Genomic DNA, 16,490 nt, shown 5'->3' with positions numbered 1-16,490 from the left:
AAACTGTGCAGAACTTGGGACAACAGTGAAGAACCCTCCGGCGTAGAGGGAACGGCATGGGTTGAAAGATAATGCAGTGAACTGGGGAGACCCTCCCCCACACGGAATTTTTTTTTTCGGAATCCGTAAAGAGACGCTCTATAAGCCCAAAAGACGAAGTGAACCGTCTGTGGGAAGGGAGTCCGAGGGGCTCATAGTACCGAAGAACCTAAGGACAACATAACCTTAGGGAGGGAAGGAGCCCTGCTTTGTTTATGCTTTTGGAGGAGGTACGAGTGAGTGAATGCCAACCGGCTAACGACACCCAAGGAAAAAGTTCAACAACTCCAAAAAAAAGCTAGGTCATGCGGCCAAGGCGAACAAAAAGCGTAAATTCCATGCATTGTATGACAAGATCTATCGGTGGGATGTACTGTGCGAAGCGTGGAAACGAGTGAAAGCCAATAAGGGGGCCGCAGGAGTAGATGCCGTGACGCTAGCAGATATTGAGGAACAAGGAGAAATACCGTTTCTCAAGGTATGTGAGCGAGAGCTTAAAGAAGGCAACTACCATCCGCAACCTGTACGTAGACACTATATCCCGAAGAAGGATGGCAAGCAAAGGCCATTAGGTATACCCACTGTGCGGGATCGAGTCCTACAGATGGCAACCAAACTAGTGATTGAGCCTATCTTTGAAGCTGACTTTGAGGAAGTATCCTTCGGGTTTCGCCCGAAACGAAGTGCTAAAGGGGCGTTGGAACGTATTCGTAAAGCCTGCAACCGTAAAGGGAATTGGGTAGTCGACGTCGATATCCAAGGTTACTTCGACAACATTAATCAAGAGAAGCTTATGAAATTGGTGCAGATGCGTATCAATGACAGGAGGATACTGAAATTAATGAGGAAGTGGCTACAAGCGGGAGTTATGGAAGAAGGAACGGTAAGACGCTCGGATTTAGGGACTCCGCAAGGAGGCGTGATTTCACCGCTCCTTGCGAATATCTATCTAAATTACTTCGACCAACTGTGGGAGAAACACGGGAAAGGAGTAGGGGAGCTCACAAGGTATGCAGACGACTTTGTAGTGGTATGCAAAACCAAGAAGGACGCGGAACATGCGTATGAGCTCATACGCAAAATTATGGAGCGTTTGGAGTTAACCCTACACCCGACCAAAACCCGCATTGTTGGATTATGGACGGGAGACGAAGGATTCGACTTCTTAGGGATGCATCACCGAAAAACCAAAGCAGAAACCTCCCAAGGTAAGGTGTACTACACCACCCAACAGTGGCTAACGAAAAAGGCAGAGGAACGCATTCGAGAGGTGGTCAAAGAAAGATTAGCACCCCCGAGCATGCGCTCGAAATCGTTTGCGGAACAGGTAAAATGGCTCAATCCAAAGATCCAAGGATGGAGAAATTATTACTACACGAACTACAGCCAAAAAAAAAGATTAGCCAAGTTGGACTGGTATATTTTGCAGCGATTAACCCGGTGGTATGCCAAGAAAAGACAACGCAGAAGATGGATGGGTTCACTGAAAGAGGTTAGATATATTGCCGTCCAGTATGGACTAAAAACGCTATTGTAAACTGCATGCCCATGAATGACGAACATCGGAAAGCCGTATGAGGGAAAACCTCACGTACGGTTTGATGAGGAGGGGCTGAATTTGTTCAGCCCTTTACTCTAGTTCTATAAATTCTTTGTTATAACGTTGACGTTCGGTCACGGCAATCACCTCTTCTGGAGTATTAATCTATTATCCATGGGTTCTACTTTCCGTGTCCACTTCTTAGTCTAGGTCAAATTGGGCTTTACAAAAGGTGTTGAGCCATAATTAAGTGTTCAATTGGTTCCGGTAGTCCTTCGGTGTGAGGCCAAGCTGTTTTTTAAATACTTTGCTGAAGTATTTAACATCATGGAAACCAACCATTTCTGATATTTGCAACAGTTTCAGATGAGGATTCTGCATTAAGAGTTTAGCCTTATCTATTCGAACGTTTCCGATAAAATCAGAGAAATTTATACCATATTCCTGCTTGAATTTACGCGATATGTATTCACGGCTAACTGAGAAGTGCTGCGCAACCTCCTGTAGGGACAGGTCAGACTGATAGTGTTGCTTGATGTACTTGACGATTTGGTTCATCGTCTTGAATTCACAGCCCTGCCGGGAGAGCAATTCCTGTGACAGCCGCAGCATGAAGCCATATGACCAGTCGCGCCAGGCGAACAAGGAGAAGGAATAGCCATTCGCAAACGGCGCGGGGTGCAGACGGTCGGAGGCTTCAAGAGCAGCGATGGCTAGCTCAGCATTCTCGCCAGCATTCTCGCGCAATAGCCGAGAGCGGAATAATAGCGCATCGGCTTTCCACGAGCTGAGTATTGCCGGAGTAATAATACCACCGCGGTTCAGCTCGTCGATCCAGCGTTTGGAGGCGGCTTGCAGCTGCTCAGGTCGGCCACTCATAACAGACAATTTCCAATCATCACCCATGTTCGCAAATAAGCTTTGCGTAGAGGAACCGCTAGAGAAAGTGTGTACATAGTCTTCCGGGTTCAGCAGATTGCGGCGGTTCAGCGCGGCTTCCGCTTCGGCGTACTGGGCGGGCAAGCTCTGTGGAAGAATGCCTGTACTGCCTATGCCGAAGTGCATTCGGCGCTGCAGGGTATGAAAGATGCCCAGATTGATATCTGCGATAAGTTCACTTGCGGCTTCCGGCTGCTCCCACAGCAGCATGGCAATCTCAGCAGGTGCCCCCCAGTAGCGAAAGGCGATGCCACGTTGCCGGGAGTGCATAAATTCATTGCAGATGTTCACAATGGCATAGTGTAGCAGATCGCTGTCATTCCCAAAGCGCAACAGTAGGGGGCCGTCACCGGCATCCATCTGCAGCAGCAGCAGACGGACTGATCCTGCGCTGGCCGGTATAACACCTTCCAGCCGCAATCTGCGTAAAGAAGCCTCCGCTGTCACCGGCTCATCAATCAGAGAAGAGAGCAGACGCTCGCCGTAAATCGGCTTGAATTCATTCAACTGGATATTCTGGCGCTGCCGGGTGTGGCGCTCCTGCTCCTCCTGATTCCAGGCCGTGACTGCTTTGGAGACCGCGGCATTGATGGCCTCTGGATCGATTGGTTTTAGAATATAATCAATTCCGCCGTGGCGAACGGTATGTCTGACGAAGTCGAAATCATCATGTCCACTGACCACGATGAACTTGACGCTCACGGCAAATTCGCTGACCCAAGCCATCAATTCTACGCCGTTGCCCGCTTCCATCATCATATCCATGATGACAATCGCTGGCTTCAGGGTACGGATCTGCTCAATCGCTTCCGTCCCGCTTCCGGCTTCCTCAATCTCATTAATCCCATGATGTTCCCAATCGACCAGCAGGCGCACGGCTTTTCGAACCCTGGCTTCGTCATCTACTATTAATGCCCTCATTAAGGCCTCACGCTCCGATCGTTAGATTGTATTTTCAGACTAATACGTATTCCCACCGGCTCTATATTATCTACAGTAATGGAAGCATCACTTCCGGAGACCATCCGCAACCGGGTTAGTACATTTACAAAGCCGATTCCTGCAGAGTCGGAAGCCTCTTTCAACGCATCACCAGGGACAATTGTGTTAATGCTGGCACTGTTCTGCAATTTCCACTTCAAGGACTCCAGACGCGCTTCGGAGATCGATGTTCCGTTGTTCTCAAGGTCGATTTGTACGAAACCGTCGGGTAGTGCTTTGGCTGTAAGGAGCAGCAAGCCATCTGATCTGGTGCGGTCGAGACCGTGCTTGAAGTAATTTTCCACGAGCGGCTGCAGGATCATTTTGGGCATCGGGGTCCCAAGTATGGCATCTTCCACATCGTAACGGAAAGTGAACCTGTTTTCAAACCGTTCCTTCTGCAGCTCGACATAGGCCTTCACATGCTCCAGTTCATCCTTTAAGGTTACGGTTTTGTCGTCGTTATGCATGCTGTAATGCATCATTTTGGCGAGTGCGGACAGCAGGGCATAGATACGCGGGACGTTCAACTCTAGTGCAAGTGTTCCGATAATCTGCAGCGTATTGTTTAGAAAATGAGGATTGATCTGCGCCTGAAGCGCCCTCAATTGATTGGTTTTGTTGGACAACTCCAGCTTGTACTCCCGCAGAATCAGATTATTTATGGTATCCATCATTCCCCCGAATTTGACCATGACCTGCCCGATTTCATCATTGCTGACCTGCTCAATGTCGATGTCCATTTTACCCGTCTGCACCTGATTAATATAACGGCCCAGTTGTTTAATTGGTGCAGTGATCTTAATGGAAATTATAACTGTAGCGGCAACAATAATGACCAGGGAAATCCCCAGCAACAGCAGATTAATTGCTACAGCCTTGTTGGCTTCACGGATAAGATAAGGAACGGGAATCTGCTTCACCAATGTCCAATCCGCCCCAGCTTTTTGTAGACGCTGATAGACAAATACAGCATTGTCACTCTCGAAATTGCCCGTGCTGCTCTTTGTTCCCGCAATATGCTGGGTATACCATTCCTGCTTCATCGGCTGACCCAACTGCGCCGTATCATCGCTATAAATGATATTTCCCTCAGCATCAATGATATACACATTCTCGCGTTCCTTCTGATACAGCTGATCGGTGATGTCGCTCAGTGCAGATAGCTGCACATCAATCGACAAGTATCCTAAGACTTTAGAGGTCGGCACTTTCTCAATTCTGCGGTGTAGTGTGAATACTGGCTCCGGTGGGTAGTTGGGCGATAGTAGGCCGAGACCATAGGTATTGCTCATATGAGTTTTTTGTACGACAATGCTCTGCCGACCCGTAATAGCAGCTTCTGAAAAAACAGGCAAATCCAAGGATCGCTTAGGTATATTCAGCGTGACGAGGGTCGATTTGCGGCTTTTGCTCTCATACAGATATACCTGATAGATATTCGGTACGGATGTTCCGATATAAGACAAGGCCGCGAACATGCGTGAACCGCTCTGAACATCGTCATACCCGCTCTCCAGCAGCCGGAAGAACTCTGTATTCGAATACACTGTCGTTGAGGTTCGGTTCAAATCCTCCAGCAGAGCGCTAAGATTACGCTGGCCCTGATAGAGCAGGTTGGCGTTCTCGTCTACGGATCGGGTGATCAGTGACTTTGTAGTATACGAATATGTAATTAGCATTGTAGCCACAATAGGTATGGTGGCAGCGATTAGCATAAATACGATCAGCTTCGTGCGTATGCTGTTCCATTTCATGGAAAAACCTCTCTTCCGATCAATAAATTACTCCTTCGAGTTCACCTGTGTAGGTGTTTATGATACTCCTTAACCCGCATAATAAAAATATAATAGTTCTCCGGTAGAAAGAAAGAGGGGTGCAGGATGGGCAACAAAAAAATGGCACGCTTAGGGCCGCAGCTTGTATTTGTAGGGCCGGTACTTATATTTTTCACAATTATTATGATTATTCCGTTTCTGCTCGGCATGTATTACTCGTTCACGGATTGGAACGGGGTAGCAGGAACTGTGACTTGGGTTGGCTTCAAGAACTTTGAGCAAATCTTCACGAATGATCCCGACTTCTGGAAGTCGTTCTGGTTTACTACCCGCTTCACCGTAGTGGGCGTCGTATTGACCAATATCGTGGGGTTTGCCTTAGCTTACTTCCTGACTAAAGGACTGAAGCTGCGCAATGTGCTGCGGACGGTATTCTTTATGCCAAACGTCATCGGCGGCCTGCTGCTCGGATTTATCTGGCAGTTCATCTTCATCAAGGGGTTCTCCACACTTGGAGATTTAACCGGTTGGTCGTTCTTTAACCTTCCATGGTTAGGCGATGCAGCTACCGGATTCTGGGGCATCACAATCGTATTCGTCTGGCAGTCTGCTGGATACTTGATGGTAGTCTATATCTCTTCATTAACTAATGTTCCTACGGAAGTCATGGAAGCAGCGGAGATTGATGGTGCGAACCGTTGGCAAATGCTGAAGAACATTATTATTCCGCTGATTATGCCTGCTGTAACGATTTGCCTCTTCCTGGCTATATCCTGGGCATTCAAAATGTTCGATCTGAACTTGTCGCTGACCAAAGGCGGACCGTTCAAGTCGACAGAGTCCGTAGCGATGAACGTATATGTCGAAGCATTCCAGAATAACCGATACGGACTGGGCACGGCGAAGTCATTATTGTTCTTCATCGTAGTCGCTATTATTACCATACTTCAGGTCCGTCTGACGAAGAGCAAGGAGGTAGAAGCTTAATATGGGTACTTTTAAAAAATATAACGGACGCTTATTTACCACCGAGGTCCTGATGGTCCTGGTCGGTCTGTTGTTTCTCGTACCATTCTACTTTCTGTTCGTAAACTCGTTGAAACCGTTTGGGGATATCATGACCAATTCGGCCAGCTGGCCGGCGGTATTTAAATGGGAGAACTACTCTAAGGCGTGGGAGCTCACCCGCTTCCCGCAAGCCTTTTCCAATTCCTTTGGAATTACAGTCGTAAGTGTAGTACTAATGGCCTTGTTTGCAGCCATGGGTGCTTACTGGATGGTCAGATCGGATACGAAGTTTAACAAAATGCTATTCTTTCTGTTTGTAGCAGCCATGGTTGTTCCTTTTCAGTCGATCATGATTCCTTTGCTGAAGGTCATTAATGTACTTGGTGTCAACAATAGCCGAACAGGATTGATCTTTACTTATCTGGGACTTGGAGCGCCGATGTCGATCTTTCTCTTCCATGGCTTCGTCAAAGCGATTCCGCTGGAAATTGAAGAAGCAGCAACGGTAGACGGTTGTAATCCTTATGGCGTGTTCTTCCGAATCGTATTGCCGATGCTCAGACCGATGCTGATGACAGTTATCGTGCTGAATACCCTGTGGGTATGGAATGATTATCTGCTGCCGTCTCTAATTCTGCAAAAACCAGATATGCGCACCATTCCGCTCGCCACCTTTGCTTTCTTCGGACAATATACGAAGCAATGGGATATCGCGCTTCCGGCGCTGGTATTGGGAATCGCTCCAGTTATCATCTTCTTCCTGATGCTGCAGCGCTATATTGTCGAAGGTATAGCAGCCGGTTCAGTTAAAGGTTAATATTTAGTTTCACTAAAGTAAGGAGTTTCGGCTGGACTAAGTGTAAGAGAAGCAATCCGTTAGGAAGGCTGGTGGAAGAGCGAAGGTTCTCCACCAGGTTTCTAATAGAGCTAGAGCGGACTACAATATCTATCCATGGAAGAGCCGTTCCACATAGAAGACCACATCCATTTTACAATCACTTAAGGGGGAAATAAGAATGAAGAGCAAAAAACCTGCGTTATTGGCAGTGTCCGTTCTGATGGTAATGTCACTAGTACTCGCTGCCTGTGGAGGCAATAATAATGCTGCAAGCGAAAGTAACGGGAATAGTTCTACTAACACAGATAAAGTGAAAACGGTAACAATTTTCCAGTTCAAAACCGAGATTGTGGAAGGCCTGAACGAGCTGAAAGTCGAGTTTGAAAAAGAACACCCGAACATCAAGCTTGATATTCAAACAGTCGGCGGCGGTGCGGATTATGCAGCTTCCCTGAAGACTAAATTTGCTTCCGGTGATGCTCCGGACATTTTCTCCAACGGTGGATACAACGAAATGGATCTTTGGATGGACAAGCTTGAAGATCTTAGTGATCAAGCTTGGGTTAAAGATCTGATTCCATTGGCTGCTGAGCCGATGACTAAAGACGGTAAAGTATACGGTATGCCAATGAACCTTGAAGGCTACGGATATATCTACAACAAAGATTTGTTTGCTAAAGCAGGCATTACAGAAATGCCAAAAACCTACACCGAGCTGGAAGCTGCTGCGAAGACGCTAAAGGCTGCCGGAATCACTCCTTTTGCTAATGCTTATCAGGAATGGTGGTTGATGGGTAACCAAGGAATTAGCGTGGCCTTTGCAGAGCAACCAGACGTTAACGCCTTTATTAAAGGCTTGAACGATGGTTCCGCTAGTATGGTCGGCAATGAGAAGTTCGATAATTTTGCTAAATTGATGAAGCTGACTGTGGACTATGGCAACAAAAATCCACTGACTACCGATTACAATACACAAGTTACACTCTTTGCTAATGGCGAAGCTGCTATGATGCAAGAAGGCAACTGGTCACAGACGATGATCGACGGTATTAATCCTGATCTGAATATCGGCGTATTGCCAATGCCGCTTAGCGACGATGCCGCTGAAAGCGACAAGCTGACTATCGGTATTCCAGCTAACCTTGTCATTAACAAAGATTCCGATTCCAAAGAAGAAGCTAAGATTTTCCTGAACTGGCTTGTAACTTCGGATATGGGTAAAGATTATATCGTAAACAAATTCAAATTTATTCCCGCCTTGTCGACCATCAAAGCAACACCAGAACAAATGGGCGATATCGGTACAGAGCTGTACAAATATATTGATGCTGGCAAAATCATCGGCCTGCAATCTTCGAAATTCCCTGATGGTGCAGCGCAAGAGTTCGGCAGCGTAATTCAAGAATATGTAGCCGGAAAAATTGACGTGAAAGCTTGGGAAACGAATATGCAAGCTGCTTGGGACAAGCTTAAGACACAATAATAGTAAGCTGTAACGCTTCATTACATTTGATTTAAGTTATTAAATTAATTAAAGTTATCAAAAAGCTGCTTTCTTCGCTTCATCCTTTGCGGTGAAGCAAGGGGCAGCTTTTTTTTAAAAGGTGAGAATTTGTATATTCCACAGGATAAATTATCTTTATATTTCTCGAAGAAACGGGTGCCGTCAAATAAAGACCGGCGAAGCCGTTTCTTCTTGGTACAATAAACATTAGAAGAATGGAGTGTGGATAGCTATGGCGATGAAAGAGTATAACAACGTGCAAGTCGGAGTAGAATATTACCCGGAGCATTGGGATGAATCGCTCTGGGAAGCCGATATCAAGCTGATGCAAGCAACCGGCGTGAAGGTGGTTCGGGTCGCCGAATTTGCCTGGAGCCGACTTGAGCCAACGGATGGAGATTTCCAATTTGCGTGGCTGGACCGGGCGATGGATCTTTTTCATAACTATGGACTACAGGTCGTCATCGGAACACCAACTGCTACACCGCCACGCTGGCTGACCACGGGCTATCCGGATGTGCTTCCGGTATTTGCCGACGGGGGAATCTTTCATCCTGGTGTGCGCGGACATCGTTGTTACAATAGCCCCTCGTTACGGAAATACGGGAGCCGTATTATAGAGCGCCTAGCGCAGCATTACAGCGAACATCCAGCGGTTATTGGCTGGCAGACTGATAATGAATTCGGTATGCTCGATTGCCATTGTGATCGTTGCAATGATGCTTTTCGTGAATGGGCAAAAGCCAAATATGGCACTCTGGAAGCCATAAACAGTGAATGGGGAACCAATGTCTGGAGCGGGGAATACAGTGCTTGGAATGAATTTACGGTTCCGCTGGGTGGATCAAGGCATCAGAACCCTTCCTTGTTGTTAGATTTTCAACGTTTCCAGTGGGATTCCATCGTAGAGTTTCAACAGACACAGATTGATATTCTGCGCTCCGTATGCCCGGAACATTTCATAACCCACAATTTTCATAGCTATCCACAGAAGCTGAATATGTATCCTGTAGGGGCGAATCTGGATGTAGCTGCGTTTGATTATTATCCGAATACCTCTCCGACCAAACAGGCCACTGCGCCTTATAGTGGAGCCTTATCTCTCGACTTGACTCGTGGGATTAAACGGAAAAATTTCTGGATTATGGAGCAGCTAAGCGGGACACCGGGCTGCTGGATGCCAATGTGGCGCACGCCGTACCCTGGATTTATCCGTGCTTACGCCTGGCAGACTATTGCCAGAGGTGCTGATACCGTGGTGCACTTTCGCTGGAGAAATGCAGTAGCTGGTGCTGAGCAATTTTGGCATGGTCTGATTGATCATAGCAACGTCCCGGGACGCCGCTTCGCTGAGTTCACTCAGTTCTGTAATGAGGTAAATGCGCTAGGGGACAAGCTAAAGGGGACAACCTTGAAGAATGAGGTAGCTATACTGAATTCGCATGAGCAGCTTGTGGCGCTCGACATTCAACCGCAGGTTGAGAATATGGAATATTATGAGAATCTGAAGCAAATTCACCGTGCGCTGACGAAGCTTGGGATCGGCTGTGATGTCATCGACTGGAGACAACAGCTGGATGAATACAAAGTAGTTATTGCACTGAGCTTGTATCTGTTGGATGAGGAAATAGCTAAACAATTGGAAGCTTATGCAGCCGCTGGTGGCGTGTTAATAATCACGAATCGCAGCGGCGTCAAAAATATGAATAATATAGCGGTCATGCAGCCGCTGCCAGGATTGCTCAGCTACGCTGCAGGGGTTCGAGTGGACGAGTATGACCCGATTGGTACCGAAGCACATATCATCGTAGACATTAACGGTAATTCCTATGAGTGTCTGCAGTGGTGTGATCTGCTGACGCCTACTACCGCCGAGACAATCGCCTGGTACGGGAATGATTTCTACGCCGGAATTCCGGCGGTGACGGTTAACACCTTCGGCAGAGGCCAAGTTTATTACCTCGGAACCCATGCGGAGGAGAGCTACTGGTCTGTTCTGTTGGCGGATCTGGCGAAGAAACACCAACTGTTCCAGTTTGCTGGCCTGCCGGATGGAATGCAGGCATCAGTGCGAACTGGTGAGAGCGGAAGCTTCTTGTTCCTGCTCAATCTAAACCGCCAAGCCCAGACAGTCACGCTGTCGCGCGAATTTAACAGCGTACTCTACGGACAGCCTCGTTTTGGAGAGCTGCAGCTTGAGCCTTACGGTGTGGAGATTCTGGAGATGTAAAGGCTATCCGAGAGACGTATATCTAGTTTGATTGTATTTCGTACAATAGAATCTATCCAACTGAGACTGAAATTTGATTCTATTGCACTTTGTACACTTGATTGTCGGGAAAACCCCTGATCCAAGCCCATTTTATGAATTCTACTGCACTGAATACATTAGATTCCTTTTTTTGAGCCAAATGGGGTATTTCTATTGTATTTTCTGCAATAGAATCCATTTTGGAGCCCACATGAAGGCTATATACCGTGGCCGCTCTAAAGGCTGACTTTCTTTTGCCCTTTCTTTGCTCTTTCTTTTGCCCTACCTTATCCACACTGTGTTCTAAAAGTGGGGGGCTTTATGGTTCGAACTACTCTCAAGGCAAAGCAGAGAGGGAGGGTTTGAAGGAACGAAGAGAAATCTTGGAACTGTAGGAGCGAAAGCGTTCGCCCGAAAGCTTTCCGTAGGAAAGCTCGCATCGAAAGCATAGGTTATTCTCGGATTCCAACCGCTACGCGGTTCAAATAAAGGAATCCGAGAATAACAGCGATCGGAAGTCCAAAAGTTTCTCGCAGTGCCGACAAACCCGTATTCTCTTCCATAGCCGCAGCAGTTCCCCATAGCCGCACCAAACTTTTAGTGCAGCCTCCTAAATTGCTCCGGCGTAGTCCCCGACTGCTTGCGGAACGTGGCGACGAAATGGCTGACATCACGGAAGCCGACCAGCAGGGAGATTGATTTTACCGTTAGGTGGGGTTGGCTAACGAGCATCTCCTTACTTTTGCGGATGCGTAAACGGACGAAATAAGCATAAGGTGAGAGCCCAAAGGTTTGCAGAAACAGGCTGTTGAGATAACGTCCCGAGACCCCAAGCTGTGTAGCCAGATCATACAGTCCGATGTCAGGATCACCATATTGGCTGTCCATCCACTTCAGCAGTGGCTGCAGCTTGTCCACATTGCGGGAAATCGCTGTATTGTTATGGAGCTGTCCGTATTTGCTTAGGGTTAAGAGGAAACGGTAAGCATCAGTGGAGGCCCCCAGACTGAACATATCCTGGGCCGCATCATGGCGGTCCAGCATCTCATTCAGCATCAGAGAGAGAGGAGCCTCACTCTCCCAGCGGTAAAAGGAATTAGATTTCATACCGAGCGTTTCCAGGATTTGTCGACTAGAGCTGCCGCCGAAAGTTAAATAATAGGTGCACCAATCGGTAGATGCCGATTCATAACGGTGGGGGGTATGAGGAAGCAGAAGTACACCGCTGCCTTCAGCCAGCGAGAGCGTTTTGTTCTCGAAATGAATAGTACCCTCTCCATGGGCAGTTTGAATCCAATGATAGGTATGGTAGCCATCTGGACGGGTCACTTTTTCCTGTTCGGGATTGTAGCCCATACTGTCTAAAGTGATCGGCAGATGCTGACCACCCTCGTGGGCGAACACAATTCTGCGGCGAGCGATTAACGACAAATGTCTCATCTCCTGCTAGTTCCATATTATTATATAGTTCGTCTGTAATATTATATTTAAAAGGAAAGGTTAACCGTTTACAATAAATATATAATTATACTATAAAGGATGTGCGTTGTGTGATCAACGATAAATTACAGAAGATTTGGTACGGTGGGGATTATAATCCCGAGCAATGGGAAGCTCCAGAGTGGGCAGAGGACGAACGGATGTTTAAACTGGCTGGAATTGACGTTGCTACGATAAATGTTTTTTCTTGGGCGCTGATACAACCCTCTGAAGACACTTATGATTTCTCTACCTTGGATGAATTAATAGATAGATTATATAAGAATGGTACTTATGTATGTTTGGCAACAGCTACTGGTGCTCATCCGGCCTGGATGGCCCACCGCTATCCCGAAGTAACCCGTGTTGATGTACAGGGTAGAAAACGTAAATTCGGCGGACGCCACAACTCCAACCCCAATAGTCCGGTCTATCGCAAATTTGCCACGAAGCTGGCTAGCAAGCTGGCTGAACGCTATAAAGACCATCCGGGACTGGTAGCCTGGCATATCTCTAACGAATATGGTGGGTATGATTATTCCGAGGAGTCTGCTGCTGCCTTCCGGGTTTGGCTGCAGGAACGTTATGGCACGCTGGATACCTTGAATAAAGCCTGGAATACTCGCTTCTGGGGCCATACCTTTTACGACTGGGAAGAAATTGTTGTGCCGAACGAGTTAAGCGAAGAATGGAATGGCAACCGCACCAACTTCCAGGGAATCTCACTGGACTATCGCCGATTTATGTCCAACAGCCTGTTGGAATGCTACAAGCTTGAATATAACGCGATCAAGGAGCACAGCACCAACATTCCGGTTACGACCAACCTGATGGGCTTCTATCCGGAACTGGACTATTTCGAGTGGGCTAAACATATGGACGTGATCTCCTGGGACAACTACCCTTCATTGGATACACCCGTAAGCTTTACGGCAATGACACATGATCTGATGCGTGGACTGAAGAACGGCCAGCCATTCATGCTGATGGAGCAAACACCTAGTCAGCAGAACTGGCAGCCCTACAACAGCCTGAAGCGTCCGGGTGTAATGCGCTTATGGAGCTACCAGGCAGTGGCACGTGGTGCGGATACCGTGTTATTCTTCCAGCTGCGCCGTTCCATCGGGGCATGTGAGAAGTACCATGGTGCAGTTATCGAGCATGTGGGTCATGAGCATACCCGTGTCTTCCGTGAATGTGCAGAGTTAGGCAAAGAGCTGGAACAGCTTGGCAGTCAGTTGCTGGACGCTCGTGGTCAGGCGGAAATCGGAATTATTTATGACTGGGAGAACCGTTGGGCGCTCGACCTATCAAGTGGACCTTCAGTTGCACTGGACTATGTAAATGAAGTGCATAAATATTATGACGCCCTGTATCAGCAAAATATCGAAGCCGACATGATCGGTGTCGAAGAGAATTTGTCCAAGTACAAGATCGTGATTGCACCTGTGCTGTACATGATCAAACCGGGTTTTGCCGCGAAGGTAGAGGCCTTTGTGCAAGCTGGGGGCACGTTTATTACGACCTATTTCAGCGGTATCGTCAATGAAAATGATCTCGTAACCGTAGGCGGATATCCTGGAGAGCTGCGCAAGGTGTTGGGCATCTGGTCAGAGGAAATCGATGCACTGCTGCCAGGAATGAGCAATGAATTAGTCATGAACAAAGAATGGGGCGCTCTGAGCACATCTTATTCCTGCGATCTACTCTGCGATCTGATTCACTCTGAAGGTGCTGAAGTATTGGCCCAGTATGGTACGGACTTCTACAAAGGCATGCCTGCACTTACCGTGAACAGCTTTGGCGAAGGTAAAGCTTATTATGTAGCGACTAGTCCGGAAGCAAGATTCCTGCAAGGATTTCTGGCGAACCTTTGCGCGGAGCAGGGGATTCAGCCGCTTGTATCTGCACCGACAGGCATTGAGTCTGTGCAGCGTGTGAAGGATGGAGTGTCCTATCTGTTCCTGCTGAACCATACCGAAGGAGAATTAAGCGCGGATATTGGTACTGCCGTACGTACGGATATTCTGGGCGGCGAGGAACTTAAGGGCACTGTCGTTGTGCCAAGTCGCGGCGTACTGATATTGAAAGGCGACCTATTGAACGCTTAAACGAAGAGCTCCTCAGGACCTATAAAAGGAGAAATCAATTATGGACAATGGTATATTAGGGACTCAAGTGATTACACAGATCGGTATTATCGTCAATGACATCGAGAAGGTTTCAGCAAGCTATGCCAAATTCTTTGGCATTGAGCAGCCGCAGTGGTTCTGGACGGACACTGTCGATCTTGCGCAGACTGAATTCAATGGTGAATTATCAGAAGCACGTGCTAAGCTGGCCTTCTTCGATTGTGGACAGTTGCAGATAGAACTAATCGAGCCTGACCATAACCCTTCAACTTGGCGGGAGTTCCTGGATAAGGAAGGGGAAGGTGTCCACCATATCGCTTTTTCAATTAAAGGTATGAAAGAGAAGATCGAACTGCTGCATTCCAAGAACATGCCATTAATTCAAAAAGGTGAATTCACAGGCGGACGTTATGCCTATATCGACACCTTTAGTGAGTTGAAAGTACTGACTGAATTGCTGGAAAATGATAAATAATCAAGAAGAAACGGCTTCGCCGTCCTTTATGGACGGCGAAGCCGTTTCTTCGAGAAATATAAGAATAAATTATTGCGTGAAGCATATAAATTCATATATTTTCCAATAAACATCCCGAACTACTGCTAAAGTGGTTCGGGATTTTTTGTGTGGGGAATACAGCGCAATAAGAGAATAGATTCCCGCAAGAATTTAGCGGATTTCCACATCCGGTATTCGGTGAAGCCTGGAAAAGGCTATGTTAAGGTAAATAAGTAAAGTTAAAAGTTTAAATAGAACAAGTTGCAATATCTATGCAAATCTAACAGTAGGAGTGATGGGGGCAATGATGCTGCGAACAATTAATTGCTATTTATACGACAGCGAAGCCACCGCGTATCTTTTACAGGGTGTCATTCGTTTTGTTCAAGCAAGAAGTCTAATGAACGTTGTGCTGCAGAAGAGTTGGACCTATGGCTTTCATGTGAAGGTAACCTATCCGGCTGCAGACGGGGACAATGGACTTGAGTCTACGATCCGCCAACTGGCTTTTCGTTACAGCCGACCTAGGGGGCACAATGAATATGCTAAATTTGAAGCTGTCATTCGTAAAGTGGCGGAGCTAGAGGACTATGCAGGAGAATATCTTCCGCTGCGCAAGGATGGAGTGGTGACAATAGAGGAAGGGGAGGACTTGCAACATGGGAATCCCTTGGGCAGCCCTCATGTCAATTATGAGATTGAACTTCACAAAAGCCAGCTATTGGTAGACCTTTATGATATATGGGGCGAACTGTCTGAAGAACAGCAAAATATTGAATTCGCCAAAATGTTTATGATTACGGTTAATCGTTGTGAGGGTGGCCTGAAATTCAGCTACTTGTCGCTGCGCTCCAACTTTGAATATTTTAAAGGTCAAATGGAATTAACCGGGAAATATGCAGAGACTACACGCAGAAACTGGGAGATACTGTTCGGCCGCACAGAGGAAGAGCAGCAATTTATTTCTCAAGGGGTGCAGCTATTCGCAGAGAGCAGCTATGAACGGGAGTATATTTTTACACGGATGCAGACTTTCATTGATTGCTTACTCTCTGTGCTATCTCAGGGTTATGACGATGGAGAATTGAGCTTGGACAAGCAGGGGCGAGGCAGTGACCTTTTTCAATATTATGATGCAGTCAATGATTTTCACTGGGACTTTTATTCCAATTCTCAATTTCTCAGACATTATCAGCAAAAAGAATTTGTAATCTATCAGTTTATAGTCTCTGTGCTGTACTCCTTGATGTCGCTGTTGCGGGTGTCTGCCATTCGCAAACTGCGCATCATTGGTATTGTTGCCGAGAGTGTAGAATGCGGATTCTCCATGAGCTGGCGCGATACATATCTGGAAATGAGCAAGGAGCTGGTCTCTGGGGGCACCAAACAAAGGTTGGTACATTAAGCGCTCCATTAATAATAACGGGGTAAAAGAAAGAGGACTACCAAGTGGCAGCCCTCTTTCTTAGTGTTTGTGCTCAAGCTGGATTGTGGTGTGAACTAAC

12 protein-coding genes are annotated in these 16,490 nt (G+C 47.0%); 8 read left to right on the top strand and 4 right to left on the bottom strand.

The genetic code is table 11. The features are described 5' to 3' along the window. Nucleotides 1-433 precede the first annotated feature (433 nt). The gene (ltrA, locus tag H1230_RS28025; RefSeq protein ID WP_239713078.1) at nucleotides 434-1,576 is read left to right on the top strand and encodes a group II intron reverse transcriptase/maturase; all 1,143 of its coding nucleotides are present in this window, start codon (nucleotides 434-436) and stop codon (nucleotides 1,574-1,576) included. A 249-nt stretch (nucleotides 1,577-1,825) separates the two neighbouring features. Here ltrA and H1230_RS28020 read toward each other — a convergent pair whose 3' ends face one another. Both H1230_RS28020 and H1230_RS28015 read right to left on the bottom strand, forming a co-directional pair. After that, nucleotides 1,826-3,439 carry a response regulator transcription factor gene (locus tag H1230_RS28020; RefSeq protein ID WP_239713077.1) on the bottom strand — a complete coding sequence of 538 codons (1,614 nt, stop codon included), beginning with the start codon at nucleotides 3,437-3,439 and terminating at the stop codon, nucleotides 1,826-1,828. After that, nucleotides 3,439-5,256, bottom strand: coding sequence for a cache domain-containing sensor histidine kinase (locus H1230_RS28015; RefSeq protein WP_239713076.1), 1,818 nt, complete (start codon nucleotides 5,254-5,256; stop codon nucleotides 3,439-3,441). The genes H1230_RS28020 and H1230_RS28015 overlap by 1 nt, the downstream gene beginning before the upstream one ends. 126 nt (nucleotides 5,257-5,382) lie before the next feature. On the opposite strand from H1230_RS28015, the gene H1230_RS28010 reads away from it, so the two are divergent. The 4 genes from H1230_RS28010 to H1230_RS27995 all read left to right on the top strand — a co-directional run bounded on the left by H1230_RS28010 (nucleotide 5,383) and on the right by H1230_RS27995 (nucleotide 10,857). Further along, nucleotides 5,383-6,264, top strand: a complete 882-nt coding sequence (locus H1230_RS28010; protein ID WP_239713075.1) for a carbohydrate ABC transporter permease — start codon at nucleotides 5,383-5,385, stop codon at nucleotides 6,262-6,264. A gap of 1 nt (nucleotide 6,265) precedes the next feature. Further along, the gene (locus tag H1230_RS28005; RefSeq protein WP_239713074.1) at nucleotides 6,266-7,102 is read left to right on the top strand and encodes a carbohydrate ABC transporter permease; all 837 of its coding nucleotides are present in this window, start codon (nucleotides 6,266-6,268) and stop codon (nucleotides 7,100-7,102) included. A gap of 199 nt (nucleotides 7,103-7,301) precedes the next feature. Then, nucleotides 7,302-8,606, top strand: a complete 1,305-nt coding sequence (locus H1230_RS28000; RefSeq protein ID WP_239713073.1) for an ABC transporter substrate-binding protein — start codon at nucleotides 7,302-7,304, stop codon at nucleotides 8,604-8,606. A 253-nt stretch (nucleotides 8,607-8,859) separates the two neighbouring features. Beyond that, nucleotides 8,860-10,857, top strand: coding sequence for a beta-galactosidase (locus H1230_RS27995; protein WP_239713072.1), 1,998 nt, complete (start codon nucleotides 8,860-8,862; stop codon nucleotides 10,855-10,857). Between the two features lie 473 nt (nucleotides 10,858-11,330). Here the strand turns inward: H1230_RS27995 and H1230_RS27990 are convergent, their stop codons facing one another. Further along, nucleotides 11,331-11,471, bottom strand: a complete 141-nt coding sequence (locus tag H1230_RS27990) for a hypothetical protein (protein WP_239713071.1) — start codon at nucleotides 11,469-11,471, stop codon at nucleotides 11,331-11,333. 4 nt (nucleotides 11,472-11,475) lie between these two features. Further along, nucleotides 11,476-12,318 (bottom strand): helix-turn-helix domain-containing protein, encoded by an 843-nt coding sequence (locus H1230_RS27985; protein WP_239713070.1) that lies wholly within the window; start codon nucleotides 12,316-12,318, stop codon nucleotides 11,476-11,478. Nucleotides 12,319-12,428: 110 nt separating this feature from the next. Between H1230_RS27985 and H1230_RS27980 the strand changes: the two genes are divergently transcribed. The 3 genes from H1230_RS27980 to H1230_RS27970 all read left to right on the top strand — a co-directional run bounded on the left by H1230_RS27980 (nucleotide 12,429) and on the right by H1230_RS27970 (nucleotide 16,390). Then, nucleotides 12,429-14,468: a beta-galactosidase gene (locus H1230_RS27980; protein WP_239713069.1), complete on the top strand. Its 2,040-nt coding sequence runs from the start codon at nucleotides 12,429-12,431 to the stop codon at nucleotides 14,466-14,468. A 40-nt stretch (nucleotides 14,469-14,508) separates the two neighbouring features. Next, nucleotides 14,509-14,964, top strand: coding sequence for a VOC family protein (locus H1230_RS27975; protein ID WP_239713068.1), 456 nt, complete (start codon nucleotides 14,509-14,511; stop codon nucleotides 14,962-14,964). Between the two features lie 325 nt (nucleotides 14,965-15,289). Continuing rightward, on the top strand, nucleotides 15,290-16,390 hold the full coding sequence (locus tag H1230_RS27970; protein WP_239713067.1) for a hypothetical protein: 1,101 nt from the start codon (nucleotides 15,290-15,292) through the stop codon (nucleotides 16,388-16,390). Nucleotides 16,391-16,490: the final 100 nt, after the last annotated feature.

Origin of the sequence: Paenibacillus sp. 19GGS1-52 (assembly GCF_022369515.1) — a bacterium.
GTDB lineage: Bacteria > Bacillota > Bacilli > Paenibacillales > Paenibacillaceae > Paenibacillus_AQ.
This window is presented reverse-complemented; position numbering and strand designations above follow the sequence as displayed.

Excerpts from the sequence above, each read along its gene's own strand:
- H1230_RS28020 (WP_239713077.1), bottom strand. The coding sequence starts at position 3,439 with ATGAGGGCATTAATAGTAGATGACGAAGCCAGGGTTCGAAAAGCCGTG.
- H1230_RS28015 (WP_239713076.1), bottom strand. The coding sequence starts at position 5,256 with ATGAAATGGAACAGCATACGCACGAAGCTGATCGTATTTATGCTAATC.
- H1230_RS28010 (WP_239713075.1), top strand. The coding sequence starts at position 5,383 with ATGGGCAACAAAAAAATGGCACGCTTAGGGCCGCAGCTTGTATTTGTA.
- H1230_RS28005 (WP_239713074.1), top strand. The coding sequence starts at position 6,266 with ATGGGTACTTTTAAAAAATATAACGGACGCTTATTTACCACCGAGGTC.
- H1230_RS28000 (WP_239713073.1), top strand. The coding sequence starts at position 7,302 with ATGAAGAGCAAAAAACCTGCGTTATTGGCAGTGTCCGTTCTGATGGTA.
- H1230_RS27995 (WP_239713072.1), top strand. The coding sequence starts at position 8,860 with ATGGCGATGAAAGAGTATAACAACGTGCAAGTCGGAGTAGAATATTAC.
- H1230_RS27985 (WP_239713070.1), bottom strand. The coding sequence starts at position 12,318 with ATGAGACATTTGTCGTTAATCGCTCGCCGCAGAATTGTGTTCGCCCAC.
- H1230_RS27975 (WP_239713068.1), top strand. The coding sequence starts at position 14,509 with ATGGACAATGGTATATTAGGGACTCAAGTGATTACACAGATCGGTATT.
- H1230_RS27970 (WP_239713067.1), top strand. The coding sequence starts at position 15,290 with ATGATGCTGCGAACAATTAATTGCTATTTATACGACAGCGAAGCCACC.